The sequence below is a fragment of the Actinoplanes sp. NPDC020271 genome (assembly GCF_044388125.1).
Classification (GTDB): Bacteria; Actinomycetota; Actinomycetes; order Mycobacteriales; family Micromonosporaceae; genus Actinoplanes.
The window spans coordinates 29,137-49,812 of record NZ_JBIRWQ010000038.1 but is presented as its reverse complement, the minus strand read 5'-3'; the positions used below and the strand labels follow the sequence as shown (position 1 = coordinate 49,812).

Sequence of the window (20,676 nt, the reverse complement as noted above, 5' to 3'; positions counted from 1 at the left end):
GGGGGCCGCCTACCTTCGGCCGAGGCTGGCGGAGTGCGGACACGCGCTCCGGACGGACCGTCACGTCGATCTCCCGCGCCCCGCGCGTACCGATGTCAGTGAGGCCCGAGTTGGCAGATCAAGACAAGCTCCTCGACTATCTCAAGCGCGTCACCGCGGATCTGCACCAGACCCGCGAACGTCTGCGCCAGGCCGAGAGCGCCGACCGGGAACCCATCGCCATCGTGGCGATGAGCTGCCGCTACCCGGGTGGTGTGCACACCCCGGACGACCTGTGGCGGCTCGTCGCCAACGGCACCGACGCGATCGGCCGGGCGCCCGGCGACCGCGGCTGGGACCTCGAGGACGCCTACGACTCGGACGACGAGTACGCGGCCGAGGGCGGCTTCCTCGAGGGCGCCGGGCAGTTCGACGCCGCGTTCTTCGACGTCAGCCCGCGCGAGGCGCTGTCCATGGACCCGCAGCAGCGGCAGGTCCTGGAGGCGTCCTGGGAGCTGTTCGAGCGGGCCGGCATCGACCCCGGAACGCTCAAGGGCAGCCGCACCGGCGTGTTCATCGGATCCAACACCCAGGATTACGTACGCCTCATCGGCGGTTCCGTACAGGCGGCCGAGGGCCTGCTGATCACCGGCACCACCGCCGCGGTCATCTCCGGCCGGGTCTCGTACACGCTGGGCCTGGAGGGCCCCGCGGTCACCATCGACACCGCCTGCTCGTCGTCGCTGGTCGCCATGCACCTGGCCGCGCAGGCCCTGCGCACCGACGAGTGCACGATGGCGCTGGCCGGCGGCGTGACCGTGATGGCCACCCCGAGCGCGTTCACCGAGTTCTCCCGGCAGGGCGGCATCGCCGCCGACGGGCGCTGCAAGGCGTTCTCCGAGCGCGCCGACGGCATCGGCCTGTCCGAGGGCGTCGGCCTGGTCCTGCTCGAACGACTCTCCCGCGCCCAGCGCCTGGGCCACCCGATCCTCGGCGTGATCCGGGGCAGCGCGGTCAACCAGGACGGCGCCAGCAACGGCATCGCCGCCCCGAACGGCCCCTCCCAGCAGCGCGTCATCCGGCAGGCGCTGGCGAACGCCGGGCTGTCCGTGGACGACGTCGAGATGATCGAGGCGCACGGCACCGGCACCCGGCTCGGCGACCCGATCGAGGCGCAGGCGGTGCTGGCCACGTACGGCCAGGACCGGACCACCGGCCGCCCGGCCCGGCTCGGCTCGGTCAAGTCCAACATCGGCCACACCCAGGCCGCCGCGGGTGTCGCCGGCGTGCTGAAGGCCGTGCTGGCCATGCGGCACGGCCTCATGCCGAAGTCGCTGCATCTGGAGCAGCCCAGCCCGCACGTGGACTGGACGGCCGGGCAGGTCGAACTGCTCACCGCCGACCAGCCGTGGCCGGCCGGCGACAGGCCGCGCCGCGCCGGCGTCTCCTCGTTCGGCGTCAGCGGCACCAACGCCCACATGATCATCGAGGAGCCGCCCGTCCCGGCCGCCACCGAGCCGGTCACGCCGATCCCGGCGCCGGTGCCCGTGGTCCTGTCCGCCCGCGACCCCGAGGCGCTGCGCGCCCAGGCCCAGCAGCTCTACACGCACCTCGAGGACCAGCCGCAGGTCGAGGTCGCCGACCTGGGCTGGGCCCTCGCGACCGGCCGGGCCGCCCTCGAACACCGCGCGCTGGTGCTGGCCGACGACCGGGACACCCTGCAGGCGGCGCTGGCCGCGCTGGCCGTCGGCGAGCCCGGCCTCGGCCTGGTCACCGGCGTTCCGGCCGCGGGCAAACTGGCCTTCCTGTTCACCGGGCAGGGCGCGCAGCGACTCGCCATGGGCCGCGCCCTGGCCGAGCGGTTCCCGCAGTACGCCGACGCCTTCGCCACCGTCGCCGCGGCCGTCGACCGGCACCTGGACCGTCCGCTGCACGACGTGCTCGACTCCGAGGACCTGCACACCACCGGGTACGCGCAGCCGGCCATCTTCGCCGTGGAGGTCGCGCTGCTGGAGACCGTGCGCGCGCTCGGGCTCACCCCGGAGATCGTCGCCGGTCATTCCATCGGGGAGATCACCGCCGCGTACGCGGCCGGGGTCCTCTCCCTCGACGATGCGGCCGCGCTGGTCGTCGCTCGCGGCCGGCTGATGCAGGCGCTGCCCGCGGGTGGCGTGATGGTCGCCGTGCAGGCCGGCGAGGCCGAGGTACGGGCCGCGTTCCCCGGCGTCGACATCGCCGCGGTCAACGGACCGACCTCGGTCGTGGTGTCGGGGCCCGAGGCCGACCTGGCGCCGATCGAGGCGTCGGACTTCACCACCACCCGGCTGCGCACCAGCCACGCCTTCCACTCCCGGCTCATGGAGCCCATGCTCGACGACTTCGCGCAGGTCGTCCGCGGTCTCACCTTCACCGAGCCGACGATCGCCGCGGTCTCCACGGTCACCGGCCGCCCGGTCGCGGTCGGGCAGTGGAGCGATCCGCGGTACTGGGTGGACCAGGTGCGCCGGCCGGTCCGCTTCGCCGACGCGGTGGACGCGCTCGCCGCGCTCGGCGCCGGCCGCTTCCTGGAGCTGGGCCCGGACGCGGTGCTGTCGGCCATGGTCGACGGCGCCGTGCCGCTGCTGCGCCGCGACCGCGACGAGGTGACCGCGTTCCTCACCGGGCTCGGCCGCATCCACGCGTCCGGATCCACCGTGGCCTGGGCCGCGCTCCACCCGCAGCGGCCGCAGCGGCGGCTCGACCTGCCCACCTACCCGTTCCGGCACCAGCTGTACTGGCCGTCCGCGGCCGATCTGGTCACCGTCGACGCGGCCGGGCTCGGGCTGACCGCGACCGATCACCCGATGCTCGGCGCCGCGCTCACCCTGGCCGACGGCGACATCAGCGTCTTCACCGGCCGGATCACCGTGGCCACCCATCCGTGGCTGGCCGACCACGCGGTGCTCGGCACCGCCGTGCTGCCCGGCACCGCCATGGTCGAGCTGGCCCTGCGGGCCGGCGAGCAGACCGGCACGCCGGTGCTGGAAGAGCTCACCGTCCAGGCGCCGCTGGCGGTCGGCGACTCCGGCGGCATCGCGCTGCAGGTGGTCACCGGGCCCGCCGACGACGCGGGACGGCGGCCGGTCACCATCCACTCCCGGGTGGCCGACGAGCCCTGGACGCTGCACGCCGCCGGTCACCTCGCGCCCACCGGCCCCGGCAGCGGCGACCTGCGGGTGTGGCCGCCCGCCGGCGCCGTGGCGGTGCCGGTCGACGGGTTCTACGAGCGGCTGTCCACCGCCGGTTTCGGCTACGGCCCCGCGTTCCGGGGGCTGAGCGCCGCCTGGCGGCTCGGCGACGAGGTCTACGCCGAGATCACCCTGCCCGCGACCGCGGCCGGCGAGGCCGCCCGGTTCGGGATCCACCCGGCGCTGCTCGACGCCGCCCTGCACGGCGTGGCCCTGGCCGGGACCGGCGCCGAGCCGGGTGCGCGGATGGCGTTCTCGTTCACCGACGTGACGCTGCATGCGGTCGGTGCGACAACCCTGCGCGTACGCCTGACGCCCGCCGGCACCGACCGGGTCACCCTGCTCGCGGCCGACGGCGCGGGCGAGCCGGTCGTCACCATCGGTTCCCTGGCCATGCGGTCGGTCGCGGCCGACCGCCCGGCGCCGGCCCAGTCGCTGTTCGGCGTGGACTGGGCCGAGCACCTGGTCGAGCCGGTGCCGGCCCCGTCCGGCTGGGCCGCGCTCGGCGACACCCGATGGGCGCTTCCGGACGTCGACAGCCTCGACGACGCCCCCGCCGTGCTGCTTCTCGACTGCCCGCCGGCGCCGGCCGCGGACACGTCCGGCCTCGCCGGCCGGGTGCACGCCGCCACCGGGCGGGCCCTGTCCGCCCTGCAGCGCTGGATCACCGACGAACGGATGGCCGCCACCACCCTGGTCGTCACCACCACCGGAGCGGTCGCCGGCGGCCCCGGCGAGGAACCCACCGACCTGACGCACGCCGCGGTCTGGGGTCTGCTCCGCTCCGCCCAGTCCGAATACCCGGCCCGGATCGTGCTGGCCGACCTGGACGGCGCCGCGGCCTCCTGGGACGCGCTGGCCGCGGTGGTCGCCGCCGGTGACATCGCGCAGGCGATCATTCGCGGCGGCAGCGTCAGCACGCCACGGCTGGTGCGGGCGCTCACCGACCCGGCGATGACCCCGCCCGCCGCGCCGGCCTGGCGGCTGGAGAGCGCCGGCGGCAACACCCTGGAGCACCTGCGGCTGGCCGCCTACGAGCCGCCGGCGCAGGCGCTGGAACCGGGCATGGTCCGGGTCGCGGTCCGCGCCGCCGGCCTGAACTTCCGGGACGTGCTGATCGCGCTCGGCGTCTACCCCAGCGACAACCCGCTGGACATGGGCAGCGAGGGCGCCGGCGTGGTGCTCGAGGTCGGGCCCGGCGTGGACCACCTGGTCCCCGGAGACCGGGTGATGGGCGCCTTCGCCGGCGGGTTCGGTCCGGTCGCGGTCACCGACGGGCGCCTGCTCGTGCGGATGCCGTGCGACTGGACGTACGCCGAGGCCGCCGCCGTCCCGATGGCGTTCCTGACCGCGTACTACGCCCTGGTCGACCTGGGCGGGGTGCGGGCCGGCGAGACCGTGCTCGTGCACGCCGGCGCCGGCGGGGTCGGCACGGCCGCCGTCCAGATCGCCCAGCACCTCGGCGCTCGCGTCCTGGCCACCGCCAGCCCGGCCAAGTGGGACGCCCTGCGCGCGCTCGGCCTGGCCGACGACGCGATCGCCTCCTCGCGCACCCCCGAGTTCGCCGCCACGTTCGGCCGCGCCGACGTGGTGCTCAACTCCCTGGCCGGCGAGCTCATCGACGCGTCGCTGAGCCTGCTGCCCGAGGGTGGCCGGTTCCTGGAGATGGGCAAGACCGACCTGCGCGACCCGGCCGGGCTGGCGCACCTGCGCTACCGGCCCTTCGACCTGTTCGAGGCCGGCCCGGAGCGCATCCGGGAGATGCTCACCGAGATCGTCGCGCTCTTCGACAGCGGTGCGCTGCGCCTGCCGCCGCTGCGTGCCTGGGACATCCGGCACGCCCGCGAGGCGTTCCGCTTCGTCAGCCAGGGCCGGCACGTCGGCAAGAACGTGCTGATCATGCCGCGCCCGGTCCGGGAGACCGGCACCACCGTGGTCACCGGCGCCACCGGCACGCTCGGCGCCCTGCTGGTCAAGCACCTCGTCGAGCACCGCGGCGTGCGCGACCTGCTGCTGCTCAGCCGCAGCGGCGCCGACGCGCCCGGCGCCGGCCGGCTGTGGTCCGAGCTGGTCGAGGCCGGCGCCCGGGTCCGGCTGGTCCGCTGCGACGTGGCCGACCGGGACGACCTGGAACGGGCGCTGCACGACGTCGACGTGCGCGCCGTCGTGCACGTCGCCGGCGTGCTCGACGACACCGTGCTGACCGGGCTGACCCCGGAGCGGCTCGGCACCGTGCTGCGGGCCAAGGTGGACGCGATCGTCAACCTGCACGAGGCCACGCTCGGCGCCGACCCGGACACGTTCGTCGTGTACTCCTCGGTGGCCGGCCTGCTCGGCACCCCCGGCCAGGGCAACTACGCCGCGGCCAACGCGTTCCTGGACGCCTTCGCGGCGGCCCGGCGCCGCCGCGGGTTGCCCGCCACCTCGCTGGCCTGGGGCGCCTGGGACACCGCGGCCGGCATGGCCGGCAACCTCACCGACGTCGACAAGCGGCGGCTCAGCCGGGGCGGCATCGCGGCGCTGCCGCCGGCCGAGGCCCTGGCTCTGTTCGACGCCGCGCCGGACAGCGAGCGGCCGCTGCTCGTGCCGATCCGGATCGACCGGACCGTGCTGCGCGCCCGCCAGGGTGACGCCGGCCTGCCGCCGCTGCTGCGCGCGCTGGCCGGCGACGCGGCGCCGGCCCGTCGCACGGCCGCGGGCGCCACCGCCACCGGCCTGCTGCAGCGGCTGGCCGCGCTGGCCGTCGCCGACCAGGACCGGATGCTGCTCGACCTGGTCCGGACGCAGGTCGCGGCGGTGCTCGGGCACGCCTCGCCGGACACCGTCCCGGCCGGGCGCGCGTTCAGCGAACTGGGATTCGACTCGCTGACCGCCGTCGAGCTGCGCAACCGGCTCAACGCGGCCACCGACCTGCGCCTGCCGGCGACCCTGACCTTCGACTACCCGACCCCGCAGGCCCTCGCGACGTTCCTGCGCGGCGAGCTGGTCGGCGCGCTCGCGGTACCGGCCGGGCCGGACCGGATGGCCACGACCGATCAGGACGACCCGATCGTCATCGTCGGCATGGGCCTGCGCTACCCGGGTGGGGTGAGCACGCCCGACGAGTTCTGGCGGCTGCTCGCCGACGGGCGTGACGGCATCGCCGGCTTCCCCGACGACCGCGGCTGGGACCTGGAGCGGCTGTACCACCCGGATCCCGATCACCCGGGCACCTCGTACGTCAAGCAGGGCGGTTTCCTGACCGGCGCGGGGCAGTTCGACGCCGGGTTCTTCGGGATCAGCCCGCGCGAGGCGGTGACCATGGACCCGCAGCAGCGACTGCTGCTGGAGACCTCGTGGGAGGCGATGGAACGGGCCGGGATCGACCCGTCCCGGCTGCGCGGCAGCCGGACCGGCGTGTACGCGGGCGTGCTCTACGGCGACTACGCCACCCTGCTGCGGCAGGGCGACACCGGCGCCGAGGGCTACGCGGGAGCGGCCAGCGCCGGCAGCCTGGTCTCCGGGCGGGTGTCCTACACGTTCGGCTTCGAGGGCCCGGCGGTCACCGTGGACACCGCCTGCTCGTCGTCGCTGGTGGCCATCCACCTGGCCGCGCAGGCCCTGCGCTCCGGCGAGTGCGACCTGGCCCTGGCCGGCGGTGTCACGGTGATGGCCACCGCCGGCGCGTTCGTCGAGTTCAGCCGCCAGCGCGGGCTCGCTGCCGACGGGCGGTGCAAGGCGTTCTCGGCCGACGGTGACGGCACCGGCTGGGGGGAGGGCGCCGGTGTGGTGCTGCTCGCCCGGCTCTCCGACGCGCGCCGCTCCGGATACCCGGTGCTGGCGGTCGTCCGCGGCAGCGCGGTCAACCAGGACGGCGCCTCCAACGGCATCACCGCGCCCAACGGGCCCTCGCAGCAGCGGGTCATCCGGCAGGCGCTGGCCACCGCCGGGATCGCGGCCACCGCTGTCGACGCGGTCGAGGCGCACGGCACCGGGACCTCGCTCGGCGACCCGATCGAGGCACAGGCGCTGCTCGCGACGTACGGGCAGGGGCGGACCGGGGCGCCGCTGTGGCTCGGCTCGGTCAAGTCCAACATCGGGCACACCCAGGCCGCGGCCGGAGTGGCCGGCGTCATCAAGATGGTCCTGGCGATGCGGTACGGCGTCCTGCCGCGCACCCTGCACGCCGACGAGCCGACCCGTCAGGTGGACTGGAGCGCCGGGGCGGTGTCGCTGCTCACCGAGCCGCGGCCGTGGCCGGCCACCACACACCCGCGCCGTGCCGGCGTCTCGTCGTTCGGGATCAGCGGCACGAACGCGCACGTCATCGTCGAGGAGCCGCCGCTCGCCCCGGAGCCGGCGGCCGTACCCACCCCCGCGCTGGTGCCGCTGGTGCTCTCCGGGCACGACGCCGCGGGGCTCGCCGGGCAGGCCGGCGCGCTGCTCGACTTCCTCGACGTCCGGCCGACCGTCTCGCGGGCCGACGTGGCGGTGTCGCTCGCGGGGCGCACGGCGCTGCCGCACCGGGCGGTCGTGCTCGCCCGGACCGCCGACCAGACGGTCGTCGACCTGCTCGACATCGCCGAGAGCGCCGACCGGCACAAGGCCGCCACCGACGGCCGGCTGGCGATCGTCTTCACCGGTCAGGGTTCGCAGCGCGCCGAGATGGGCCGTGAGCTGTATAGGGCGTTCCCGGTGTTCGCGCAGGCGTTCGACGAGGTGTCGGCGTTGCTGGAGATTCCGGATCTGGAGCCGGATCAGACGGGGTGGGCGCAGCCGTCGATCTTCGCGTTGGAGGTGGCGCTGCTGGCGCTGGTCCGTTCGTGGGGGATCACGGCGGATGTGTTCGCCGGGCATTCGATCGGTGAGATCACGGCCGCGTACGCGCGCGGCGAGTTGTCGCTGGCGCAGGCGGCGACGCTGGTGTCGGCGCGGGCGCGGTTGATGCAGGCGCTGCCGGCCGGTGGGGTGATGCTGGCGGTGCAGGCTTCCGAGGACGAGGTCCGCGCCGCGTTCCCCGATGTCGATCTCGCCGCGGTCAACGGTCCGCGAGCGGTAGTCGTCGCCGGACTGGAAGACGACATCGCGCCGGTCGAGGCGCAGGGGTGGAAGACGACGCGGCTGCGGACCAGTCACGCGTTCCACTCGCGGTTGATGGACCCGATGCTGGATGAGTTCCGGGCGGCGGTCGCGGCGATCCCGGACGCCGACTACTGGGTCGGTCACGTACGTGACACGGTCCGCTTCGGTGACACGATCGCCGGGCTGGGCGCCGAGCGGGTGCTCGAACTGGGGCCGGACACCGTGCTCGCCACGCTCGCTCGTGAAGCCGACATCTTCGCGGTGGCGGCGCTGCGCCGGGGCCGGGACGAGGTGAGCACGCTGCTCGGCGCGGTCGCCCAGCTCTGGGTCGACGGGCAGGACGTCGACTGGGCCGCGGTGGTCGGCGAGGGTTCGCGCGTCGATCTGCCCACCTACGCGTTCCAGCACGCGCTGTACTGGCCGCGCCCGCGCCCCGGCCGTCACGTCACCGACCCGGCCGGGCTGGGCCTGATCGGAACCGGGCACGCGCTGGTCGGCGCGGCCGTCGAGCTGCCCGACTCGGCCGCGACCGTCCTGACCGGCTGGTTGTCGGTCACCACGCATCCGTGGCTCGCGGACCACGTCGTCCTGGACCGGATCGTGGTTCCCGGCACTGCCCTGGTGGAGATGGTGCTGGCCGCGGCGGACCGGGCCGGCGCCGGCGTTCTCGACGAGTTGCTGCTCCAGACGCCGCTGACCCTCACGGCCGACGGCGGCGTCCAGGTCCGCGTCACCATCGGTGACGGCCCGGAGGTACGGCCGGTGACCGTGCACGCCCGCGCCGACGAGTCCGAGCCGTGGACCCTCCACGCCACCGGTTCGGCGTCGGCCGACGGCAGTCCGGAGCCGGCCGGTCTGGTGGCGTGGCCACCCGCGGGCGCCGATGAGGTGCCGATCGGCGACTTCTACGCGTCCCTGGCCGAGACCGGCATGACCTATGGGCCGTCGTTCCGGGCCCTGCGCCGGGTGTGGCGCCGCGGTGACGAGGTGTTCGCGGAGGTCGCCAACGACGAGGCGATCACCGGGTACGGCCTGCACCCGGCCCTGTTCGACGCCGCCCTGCACGCGGTCGGGGCCGGCGGCCTGCTGCCCTCGCACGGCGTGCGGCTGCCGTTCACGTTCGCCGCCACCCGGTCGTTCCGCCCGGGTGGGCCGTTGCTGCGGGTCCGGCTCACCCCCGGTGCCGCCCCGGACAGTGTGCGCGTCGACCTGGCCGACAGCTCCGGACTCCCGGTCGCCGAGGTCGGGCGCCTGACGTTGCGGACGGTCGACAACGCGCAGCTCACCAACGCCGACCGCCTGCTCTTCGCGGTCCGTTGGGTGCCGGCCGACGCCACGGCCGACGAGGCGCCGGTCGTCGCGCTCGGTGACGAGCTACCGCCCGGTCTCCCGCTGGTCGTCGTGGACGCCTCGGCTCCCGGCCCGGCCGTGGAACGGACGGCTGCCCTGCTGGCGACGCTGCAGGCGTGGGACGGCGAGTCCCGGATCGTGGTGCGCACGTACGGCGCGGCCGGTGACCGGATCACCGACCCGGACGGCGCCGCGCTCTGGGGTCTCGTGCGCAGCGCCCAGGCCGAACACCCCGGGCGGCTCCACCTGGTCGACGCGGCCGAGAACGTGGCCGTGCCGGTGCCGGAAGCGGTGGTGCGGGACGAGGACGTCCTGGTCCCGCGGCTGGTCCGGGTGGCCGCGACCGGGACGCCCGGCCTGGGCGACGGTGTGGTCGTGGTGACCGGGGCGACCGGCACGCTCGGCGGGCTCGTCGCCGAGCATTTGGTGCGGGCTCACGGCGTACGCGAAATGATTCTGATGTCGCGGTCGGCGAAGCCGACGCACATCGAGGGAGCTTCGGTACGGGCGGTGGCCTGTGACCTGGGTGATGCGGACGCGGTGGCGGCGGCGCTGGCCGGTGAGCGGGTCTCGGCGGTGGTGCACGCGGCCGGTGTGCTCGACGACGCGCTGCTGGCGGATCTGACGCCGGAGCGGCTGCGGACGGTGTTCCGGGCCAAGGTGGACGCGGCTCGCAACATCGTCGCCGCCACGAGCGGGCTGACCGCGCTGGTGTTCTTCTCCTCGGCGGCCGGCCTGTTCGGCAACGCCGGTCAGGGCAACTACGCGGCGGCCAACGCATTCCTGGACGCCTACGCGGAACGGTTGCGCGCCGAGGGCATCCCGGCGACCTCTCTCGCGTGGGGCCTGTGGGAAGCCGGCATGGGCGGCGAGTTGGGCGAGGCCGAGAAGGCGCGGGCCCGGCAGGGCGGCATCGTGCCGCTGACCGCGGAGCAGGGCCTGGCCGCGTTCGACGCGGCGCTCGGCAGCGGGCGCGCCATGATCGCGCCGATCGGGCTCGATCTGGCCGCGCTGCGTACCCATCACCAGGTCGCGCCGCTGCTGCGCACGCTGGTCCCGGCGCCGGACCGGCGCGCGGGGGCGGAGGGCGCCTTCGCCACCCAGCTCGCCGGACTGTCCGAGACCGATCGCACCCGGATCCTGCTCGAACTGGTCCGCACGCACGTCGCCGCCGTGCTCGGGCACGCCGACGGCGCGCTGCTGGACGCGGACATGCCGTTCCGTGAGCTCGGCTTCGACTCGCTGACCGCGGTCGAGCTGCGCAACCGCCTTGCCACGGTGACCGGGCTGCGGCTGCCGTCCACGCTGATCTTCGACTACCCGAACGTGACGGCGCTCGCCGAGCACCTGGCCGCGGAGCTGTCCGGGGCGGGCGCCGACCGCGCGCCGGTGGTCACCGCGTCGGCGCTCTCCGACGAGCCGATCGCGATCGTCGGCATGGCCTGCCGCTTCCCGGGTGGCGTGACCGACCCGGACGAGCTGTGGAACCTGGTCGCCGGTGGCCGCGACGGCGTCGGCCTGTTCCCCGACGACCGTGGCTGGGACGTCGAGAACCTCTACCACCCGGACCCCGACCACCCGGGCACGTCCTACACCCGCGAGGGCGGCTTCCTCTACGACGCCGGTGACTTCGACCCGGCCGTGTTCGGCGTCTCGCCACGTGAGGCCCTGGCGATGGACCCGCAGCACCGGCTGCTCCTCGAGACGTCGTGGGAGGCGTTCGAGCGGGCCGGGGTGAACCCGCTGGGGCTGCGCGGCTCGCGGACCGGCGTGTTCGTCGGCGTGATGTACAACGACTACGCGATGGTGCTCGGCGCCTCGGAGGACAGCGCCGAGGGGTTCATGGGCACCGGCGGCAGCATCGCCAGCGGCCGGGTGTCGTACACCTTCGGCTTGGAGGGCCCGGCCGTCACCGTCGACACGGCGTGCTCGTCGTCGCTGGTGGCGCTGCACCTGGCTGTGCAGGCGCTGCGCAACGGCGAGTGCGAGGCCGCGCTGGCCGGCGGGGTGACGGTGATGGGCACCCCGAACACGTTCATCGGCTTCTCCCGGCAGCGCGGGCTCTCGGCCGACGGCCGGTGCAAATCGTTCGCCGCGGGCGCCGACGGCACCGGCTGGTCGGAGGGTGTCGGCATGCTGCTGGTCGAGCGCCTGGCCGACGCCGAGCGGCTGGGTCACCCGGTGCTCGCGATCGTGCGCGGCAGTGCGGTCAACCAGGACGGCGCGTCCAACGGGCTGACCGCGCCGAACGGTCCCTCGCAGCAGCGGGTGATCCGGCAGGCGCTGGCCAATGCGCGGATCACGGCCACCGAGGTGGACGCGGTCGAGGCGCACGGCACCGGTACGTCGCTGGGTGATCCGATCGAGGCGCAGGCGCTGCTGGCCACCTATGGTCAGGATCGGTCGGAGCCGCTGTGGCTGGGCTCGGTCAAGTCGAACCTGGGGCACACGCAGGCCGCGGCGGGTGTCGCCGGCATCATCAAGATGGTCCAGGCCATGCGGTACGGCGTCCTGCCGCGCACCCTGCACGTCGACGAGCCGTCCTCGCAGGTGGACTGGACCACGGGCGCGGTCGAACTGCTCACCGAACCGCGCGACTGGCCGTCGGTGGACCGGCCCCGGCGGGCGGCGGTGTCCTCGTTCGGCATCAGCGGCACCAACGCCCACGTCATCCTCGAAGCCGGCCCGGCCACCGAGCCGGCCACCTCCCCGCAGAACCGCACCGCGCCGGTGGCGGTCAGCGCCGCCACCGAGGACGGGCTCCGGGCCTACACCGACCTGGTGCGCGGGCTCGACGCCCCGGCGCCCGACGTAGCCCGGACGCTGATCCGGCGTCCGGTCATGCGGCACCGCGCTGTCGTCCTCGGCGACACCACCACCGAGGGTGTCGCATCCCCCGGCCGGCTGGCGATCGTCTTCACCGGCCAGGGCTCGCAGCGCGCCGAGATGGGCCGGGAGCTGTATCAGGCGTTCCCGGTGTTCGCGCAGGCGTTCGACGAGGTGTCGGCGCTGCTGGACATCCCGGACCTGGAGCCGGATCAGACCGGGTGGGCGCAGCCGTCGATCTTCGCGCTGGAGGTGGCGCTGCTGGCGCTGGTCCGCTCGTGGGGCATCACCGCGGACGAGTTCGCCGGCCACTCGATCGGCGAGATCACCGCGGCCTACGCGCGCGGTGACCTGTCATTGCCGGAAGCTGCGACGCTGGTCTCGGCCCGGGCCCGGCTGATGCAGGCATTGCCGCCCGGTGGCGTGATGCTGGCCGTGCAGGCCTCCGAGGACGAGGTCCGCGCCGCGTTCCCCGACGTGGACCTGGCCGCGGTCAACGGTCCGCGATCGGTTGTCGTCGCCGGACCGGAAGACGACGTCGTCCTGGTCGAGGCGCACGGGTGGAAGACGACCCGGCTGCGGACCAGCCACGCGTTCCACTCGCGGCTGATGGACCCGATGCTGGACGACTTCCGGACGGCGATCGCGGCGATCCCGGACGCTGACCACTGGGTCCACCATGTGCGCGACACGGTCCGTTTCGCCGACACGCTCGCCGCCCTCGACGCGGACCGGGTGCTCGAACTCGGCCCGGACACCGTGCTGGCCACGCTGGCCCGGGAGGCCGACCTGGTCGCCGTTGCCGCCCTGCGCCGGGGCCGCGACGAGGTGGAAACGCTGCTCACGGCGGTGGCGGAGCTCTGGGTCGACGGGCAGGACGTCGACTGGGCCGCCGTCGTGGGCGACGGCCCGGTCGCGCCGGTGCCGACCTACCCCTTCCAGCACACGCGGTACTGGCCGCGTCCGCGGACCGGCAACCGCGGCGACGCGAGCGGCCTCGGACTGGCCGACACCGGGCATCCGCTGCTCGGCGCGGCGATCGAGGCGCCGGACACCGCGACGACGCTGTTCACCGGGTCGCTCTCGCGGCGTACCCACCCGTGGCTGGCCGGGCACGTCGTCCAGGGCCGGGTGATCGTTCCCGGCACCGCGTTCGCCGAGATGGTCCGGGCCGCCGGTGACCGGGCCGGCGTCCCGGTCGTCGAGGAACTGCTGTTGCAGGCGCCGCTGCCGGTCCCCGAGCGCGGCGGTGTCCAGTTGCGGGTCACCCTGGCCGGGCCGGATGCGGACGGGCGCCGCCCGGTGACCGTCCACGCCCGGGCCGACGAGGACGAGCCGTGGATCACGCACGCCACCGGTGTGCTGGCGTCCGCCGGCGAAATCGCGTCCGAGACGCCGGGGGAGTGGCCCCCGGCCGGCGCCGACCCGATCGAACTGGACGGGTTCTACGCCGAGACCGCGGCCGGTGGCCTGGTCTACGGCGAGGCCTTCCAGGGCCTGCGGGCGGTCTGGAAGCGTGGTGACGACGTCTTCGCCGAGGTCGAGCTCGACCACACGACCGGCGGGTACGGCGTGCACCCGGCGCTGTTCGACGCGGTGCTGCACGCCATCGGCGCGGGCGGCGTGTTCACCGACGGGGAGACGCGGCTGCCGTTCGCGTTCACCGGCTTCCGGATGACCGGCCCGGCCGGCGCCCGCGTCCGAGCGGTTCTGCGGCCCGCCGGGAACGCGGTGCAGATCGTGTTGCTCGACGAGTCCGGCACCCCGGTCGCCGAGGTCGGCGGACTGGTGCTGCGCCCGATCGCCGCGGTGCGCGCCGAGGACGCCGCCGCCCGGCTGCTGTTCGGTGTGGAGTGGGTGCGCCAGGACGTCGAGAGCCGTCCCGCCCCCGCGATCATCCTCGGTCAGGAACTGCCCGAGCCGGTCGAGACGCTCGTGGTCGACGCGACCGCGCCGGGTTCGGCCATCGAACGGACGAGCGCCCTGCTGACGCTCCTGCAGACCTGGCTGGCCGACCCGGCGTGGGCGTCGTCCCGGCTGGTGGTGCGCACGTCCGGCGACGACCCGGACGGTGCCGCACTGTGGGGACTCGTGCGCAGCGCCCAGTCCGAGCACCCCGATCGGATCCATCTGCTGGACGGTCCGCGCGACGAGTTCTACCCGGTGCCGCAGGCGCGGGTCCGGGACGGCGAGGTCTTCGTTCCGCGCCTGGCCCGGGTCGGTGCGGGCGGCCCGCCCGACCTGGGGGACGGCGCGGTGGTGGTGACCGGTGCGACCGGCACGCTCGGGCGTCTGGTGGCCGAGCATCTGGTGCGGGCGCATGGCGTACGCGAAATGATTCTGGTGTCGCGGTCGGCGAAGCCGACGCATATCGAGGGCGCTTCGGTACGGGCGGTGGCCTGTGATCTGGGTGATGCGGACGCGGTGGCGTCGGCGCTGGCCGGTGAGCGGGTCTCGGCGGTGGTGCACGCGGCTGGTGTGCTCGACGACGCGTTGCTGGCGGATCTGACGCCGGAGCGGCTGCAGGCCGTGTTCCGGGCCAAGGTGGACGCGGCCAGGAATCTGGTGGCCGCGACCAAGGATCTGACCGCGCTGGTGTTCTTCTCCTCGGCGGCCGGCCTGTTCGGCAACGCCGGTCAGGGCAACTACGCGGCGGCCAACGCGTTCCTCGACGCCTACGCGGAACAGCTGCGCGCCGAGGGCGTCCCGGCCACCTCGATCGTCTGGGGCCTGTGGGAAGCCGGCATGGGCGGCGAGTTGGGCGAGGCCGAGAAGGCGCGGGCCCGGCAGGGCGGCATCGTGCCGCTGACCGCCGAGCAGGGCCTGGCCGCGTTCGACGCGGCGCTCGGCAGCGGGCGCGCCACGATCGCGCCGCTCGCCCTGGACCTCGCGCCGATGCGTGACGCCGCCGCGGCCGGCCTGCTCCCGCCGATGCTGGCCGGGCTGGTCCGCGTGCCGGTGCGCCGGACCGAGGACAGCGGCTGGGCCCGCCGGCTCGCGGCGATGCCCGTCGAGCGGCGCGAACGGGCCGTGCTCGACCTGGTCCGCACGCACGTCGCCGCGGTGCTCGGGCACGCCGGGCCGGAAGCGGTCGAGGCCGGGCGCGCCTTCCAGGAACTGGGCTTCGACTCGCTCACCGCGGTCGAGCTGCGCAACCGCCTGGCCACCGTCACCGGGCTGCGGCTGGCGTCCACCCTGGTCTTCGACTACCCGAACGCCGAGTCGCTGGCCGCGTACCTGACCGTGGAGATCGCCGGTGAGGAGCAGGACACCACCGTCGCGGTCACCGTGGCGGCGCTCTCCGACGAGCCGATCGCGATCGTCGGCATGGCCTGCCGCTTCCCGGGTGGGGTGAGCAGCCCCGACGAGTTGTGGGACCTGGTCGAGTCTGGACGGGACGGCATCGTGCCGTTCCCCGACGACCGTGGCTGGGACCTGGAGAACCTGTACCACCCTGATCCGGATCACCCCGGCACCTCCTACTCGCGGGAGGGCGGCTTCCTGCCGGGCGCGGCCGACTTCGACCCCGGCCTGTTCGGGATCTCGCCGCGCGAGGCGCTCGCCATGGATCCGCAGCACCGGCTGCTGCTGGAGACGTCGTGGGAGGCGTTCGAGCGGGCCGGGATGAACCCGCTGGGGCTGCGCGGCTCGCGGACCGGCGTGTTCGTCGGCGTGATGTACAACGACTACGCGATGGTGCTCGGCGCGTCCGACGAGCCGACCGAGGGCTTCGTCGGCACCGGCGGCAGCATCGCCAGCGGCCGGGTGTCGTACACGTACGGCCTGGAGGGTCCGGCCGTAACGGTCGACACGGCGTGCTCGTCCTCGCTGGTCGCGTTGCACCTGGCCGTGCAGGCGCTGCGCAACGGCGAGTGCGAGGCCGCGCTGGCCGGCGGGGTGACGGTGATGGCCACGCCGAACACGTTCATCGGCTTCTCGCGGCAGCGCGGGCTTTCGCCGGACGGCCGGTGCAAGTCGTTCGCTGAGGGCGCGGACGGCACCGGTTGGTCGGAGGGTGTCGGCATGCTGCTGGTCGAGCGCCTGGCCGACGCCGAGCGGCTGGGTCACCCGGTGCTCGCGGTGGTCCGCGGCAGTGCGGTCAACCAGGACGGCGCGTCGAACGGGCTGACCGCGCCGAACGGTCCGTCGCAGCAGCGGGTGATCCGGCAGGCGCTGGCCAACGCCCGGATCACGGCCACCGAGGTGGACGCGGTCGAGGCGCACGGCACCGGTACGTCGCTGGGTGATCCGATCGAGGCGCAGGCGCTGCTGGCCACCTATGGTCAGGATCGGTCGGAGCCGCTGTGGCTGGGCTCGGTCAAGTCGAACCTCGGGCACACGCAGGCCGCGGCGGGTGTCGCCGGCATCATCAAGATGGTCCAGGCCATGCGGTACGGCGTCCTGCCCCGCACCCTGCACGTCGACGAGCCGTCGACAAAGGTGGACTGGACCGCCGGCGCGGTGGAGCTGCTCACCCAAACCCGCGACTGGCCGTCGGCGGATCGGCCCCGGCGGGCGGCGGTGTCGTCGTTCGGGATCAGCGGCACGAACGCGCACGTCATCCTGGAGGCCCCGGCACTTAAGCCCGCTGCCGCCGAGCTGGCCACGCTGCCGGTGACCCCGATCGTGCTCAGCGCTGCCGATCCGGACGCGCTGGACGTGATGCAGGCCCGGGTCGAGCGGACCGGCGAGGTCGGGCGGGCGCTGGCCGGCCGGGCGGTGCTGCGGCATCGGGCGGTCGCGTTCGGCGACGGCGAGTTCCTGCGCGGTGAGGCCCGCCGGGCGCCCTTGGCGGTCGTCTTCACCGGTCAGGGTTCGCAGCGCGCGGAGCTGGGCCGTGAGTTGTATCAGGCGTTCCCGGTGTTCGCGCAGGCGTTCGACGAGGTGTCGGCGTTGCTGGAGATTCCGGATCTGGAGCCGGATCAGACGGGGTGGGCGCAGCCGTCGATCTTCGCGTTGGAGGTGGCGCTGCTGGCGCTGGTCCGTTCGTGGGGGATCACGGCGGATGTGTTCGCCGGGCATTCGATCGGTGAGATCACGGCCGCGTACGCGCGTGGTGATTTGTCGCTGGTCGAGGCGGCGACGTTGGTGTCGGCGCGGGCGCGGTTGATGCAGGCGCTGCCGGCCGGTGGGGTGATGCTGGCGGTGCAGGCCTGCGAGGACGAGGTCCGTGCCGCGTTCCCGGATGTCGATCTCGCCGCGGTCAACGGTCCGCGGTCGGTGGTGGTCGCCGGGCGGGAAGACGACATCGCGCCGGTGGAGGCGTACGGGTGGAGGACGACGCGGCTGCGGACCAGTCACGCGTTCCACTCGCGGTTGATGGACCCGATGCTGGACGAGTTCCGGGCGGCGATCGCGGCGATCCCGGACGCCGACTATTGGGTCGGTCACGTGCGTGACACGGTCCGCTTCGGCGACACGATCGCCGGGCTGGGCGGTCATCGGGTGCTGGAACTCGGGCCGGACACCGTGCTGGCCACCATCGCTCGTGAGGCCGACCTGGTCGCGGTGGCGGCGTTGCGCCGGGGCCGGTCCGAGGCGGAGACCCTGCTGGGCGCGGTCGCCGCGCTGTGGGTCGACGGGCAGGACGTGGACTGGGCCGCGCTGCTCGGCGACGGCCCGCGCGCCGACGTGCCCACCTACGCGTTCCGCCACCGCAGGTTCTGGCCGCGGCCGCGGACCGGACCGGCCGGTGACGCGTCCGGGCTGGGCCTCGACGGCACCGGGCACCCGCTGATCGGCGCCGCCGTGGCGCTGCCCTCCGGGGACAGCGTGTTCACCGGCAAGCTGACCGCCCGCAGCCACCCCTGGCTGCCGGACCACGCCGTGGGCGGGCGCACCGTCGTCCCGGGCACCGCGCTGGTCGAGATGGCGCTGGCCGCCGGCGATCAGGTGAACCGGCCCGTCCTCGACGAGTTGCTGCTGCAGGCACCCCTCACCGTCGAAGACGCCGGCGGCGTGCAGATCCGCGTGATCGTGACCGCCGAGGGGGAGCTGAGCATCCACTCACGGTCCGGCGGCGACGAGGAGTGGGCGCTCAACGCCACCGGCGCTCTCGTCGCGGGCGATGCCCTTCCGCCTCAGGACGGCCTGGCCGCCTGGCCCCCGACCGGTGCGGACGAGATCGACGTGACCGGTTTCTACCCGGCCGCGGCGGCCGACGGCCTCGACTACGGCCCCGCCTTCCAGGGCCTGCGGCGGGTCTGGCGCCACGACGGCACGGTGTTCGCCGAGGTCGAGATCGACGAGCCGATTTCCGGGTACGCCCTTCACCCGGCCCTGTTCGACGCCGCGCTGCACGCCATCGGCGCCGGTGGGGCCCTCCCGTCCGAGGGGGGCACCCGCCTGCCGTTCGGCTTCACCGGCGTCCACCCGGCGCCGGGCCGACCGGCGGCGACCGCACTGCGCGTGGCGATCACCCCGACCGGCGCCACCGACACGGTCCGGATCGTCCTCGCCGACGGCGACGGCGCCCCGGTCGCCACCGTCGACGGCCTGGCCCTGCGCCCGGTCGCGCCGGCGCAGCTGGGCGGAGCCGCCGACCGGCTCCTGTACGGCATCGACTGGGTGCCGCAGCGGGTCGACGGCGTGCCCGCCCCCGCGATCCGCCTGGGTGACCCGCTGCCCGAGCCGGTCGAGACGCTCGTCGTCGACGCGACCGCACCCGGCACCGCTCTCGACCGGGCCGGCACTCTGCTGGCCCTGCTGCAGGACTGGCTGGCCGACCCGGCGTGGGCGTCGTCCCGGCTGGTGGTCCGCACGTCCGGCGACGACCCGGACGCGGCCGCGCTGTGGGGGCTGGTCCGCACCGCGCAGTCGGAGAACCCGGGCCGGATCTTCCTGCTCGACGGGCCGGACAACACGTTCTACCCGGTCCCGCAGGCGCGGGTCCGCGGCGGCGACGTGCTGGTTCCCCGCCTGTCGCGGCGGCGGGCCGATGCCGCCCCGGACTTCGGGGACGGTGTGGTCGTGGTGACCGGTGCGACCGGCACGCTCGGGCGTCTGGTGGCCGAACATCTGGTGCGGGCGCATGGCGTACGCGAAATGATTCTGGTGTCGCGGTCGGCGAAGCCGACGCACATCGAGGGCGCTTCGGTACGGGCGGTGGCCTGTGATCTGGGTGATGCGGACGCGGTGGCGTCGGCGCTGGCCGGTGAGCGGGTCTCGGCGGTGGTGCACGCGGCTGGTGTGCTCGACGACGCGTTGCTGGCGGATCTGACGCCGGAGCGGCTGCAGGCCGTGTTCCGGGCCAAGGTGGACGCGGCCAGGAATCTGGTGGCCGCGACCAAGGATCTGACCGCGCTGGTGTTCTTCTCCTCGGCGGCCGGCCTGTTCGGCAACGCCGGGCAGGGCAACTACGCGGCGGCCAACGCGTTCCTGGACGCCTACGCGGAACAGTTGCGCGCCGAGGGCGTCCCGGCCACCTCGATCGTCTGGGGCCTGTGGGACGCCGGTATGGGTGGCACGCTGGGCGACGCCGAACGGCGGCGCATGCGGGCCGGCGGCATCGTGCCGCTCACCGCCGAGCAGGGCCTCGCGGCCTTCGACGCCGCGGTCGCCACGCAGAGTCCGGTGGTCGCGGCGCTCGGCCTCGACCCGGCCGCGCTGGGGCAGGCGGCCGAGGCCGGCCTGCTGCCCCCACTGCTGTCGGGCCTGGTCCGGACCCCGCGCAAGACCGCCGCCCCGACCGGGCCGCTGCTCGGTGCGCGCCTGGCCGGGCTGGCCGCCGAGGATCAGGACCGGATCGTGCTGGAAACCGTTCAGGCGCAGGTCGCGGCGGTGCTCGGCCACGAGTCGAGCAGCGCGGTCCCGCCCGGCCGGGCGTTCCAGGAGCTGGGCTTCGACTCGCTCACCGCGGTCGACCTGCGCAACCGGCTGATGACGGTGACCGGCCTGCGGCTGCCCTCGACGCTGGTCTTCGACTACCCGAACGCCGCCGCGCTGGCCGGGCACCTCGCCGAGCAGCTGCGCCCCGAGGTGGTGTCCCCGGTCGTGGCCCTGCTGGCCGAGCTGGATCAGCTGGAACAGGGGCTGCGCGCGACCACGGCCGACGACGCCGAGCGGTCCCGGGTGACCGCGCGGCTGACCGGCCTGCTCACCGCCTGGCAGGGCGGGCCGGGCGGCGGTGCTGGCCTGGCGCAGGAGCTGGAGACGGCCACCGACGACGAGATGTTCGACCTGCTCGGCAAGGAATTCGGAATCTCCTGAATGACCCCGGAAGAGGCGTAGGCAG

At 74.7% G+C, this 20,676-nt stretch carries 1 protein-coding gene; it reads left to right on the top strand.

From position 1 onward, the window contains the following. Positions 1 to 110: 110 nt before the first annotated feature. Positions 111 to 20,651 carry an SDR family NAD(P)-dependent oxidoreductase gene (locus ACH442_RS43900; protein WP_396344114.1) on the top strand — a complete coding sequence of 6,847 codons (20,541 nt, stop codon included), beginning with the start codon at positions 111 to 113 and terminating at the stop codon, positions 20,649 to 20,651. Positions 20,652 to 20,676 lie beyond the last annotated feature (25 nt).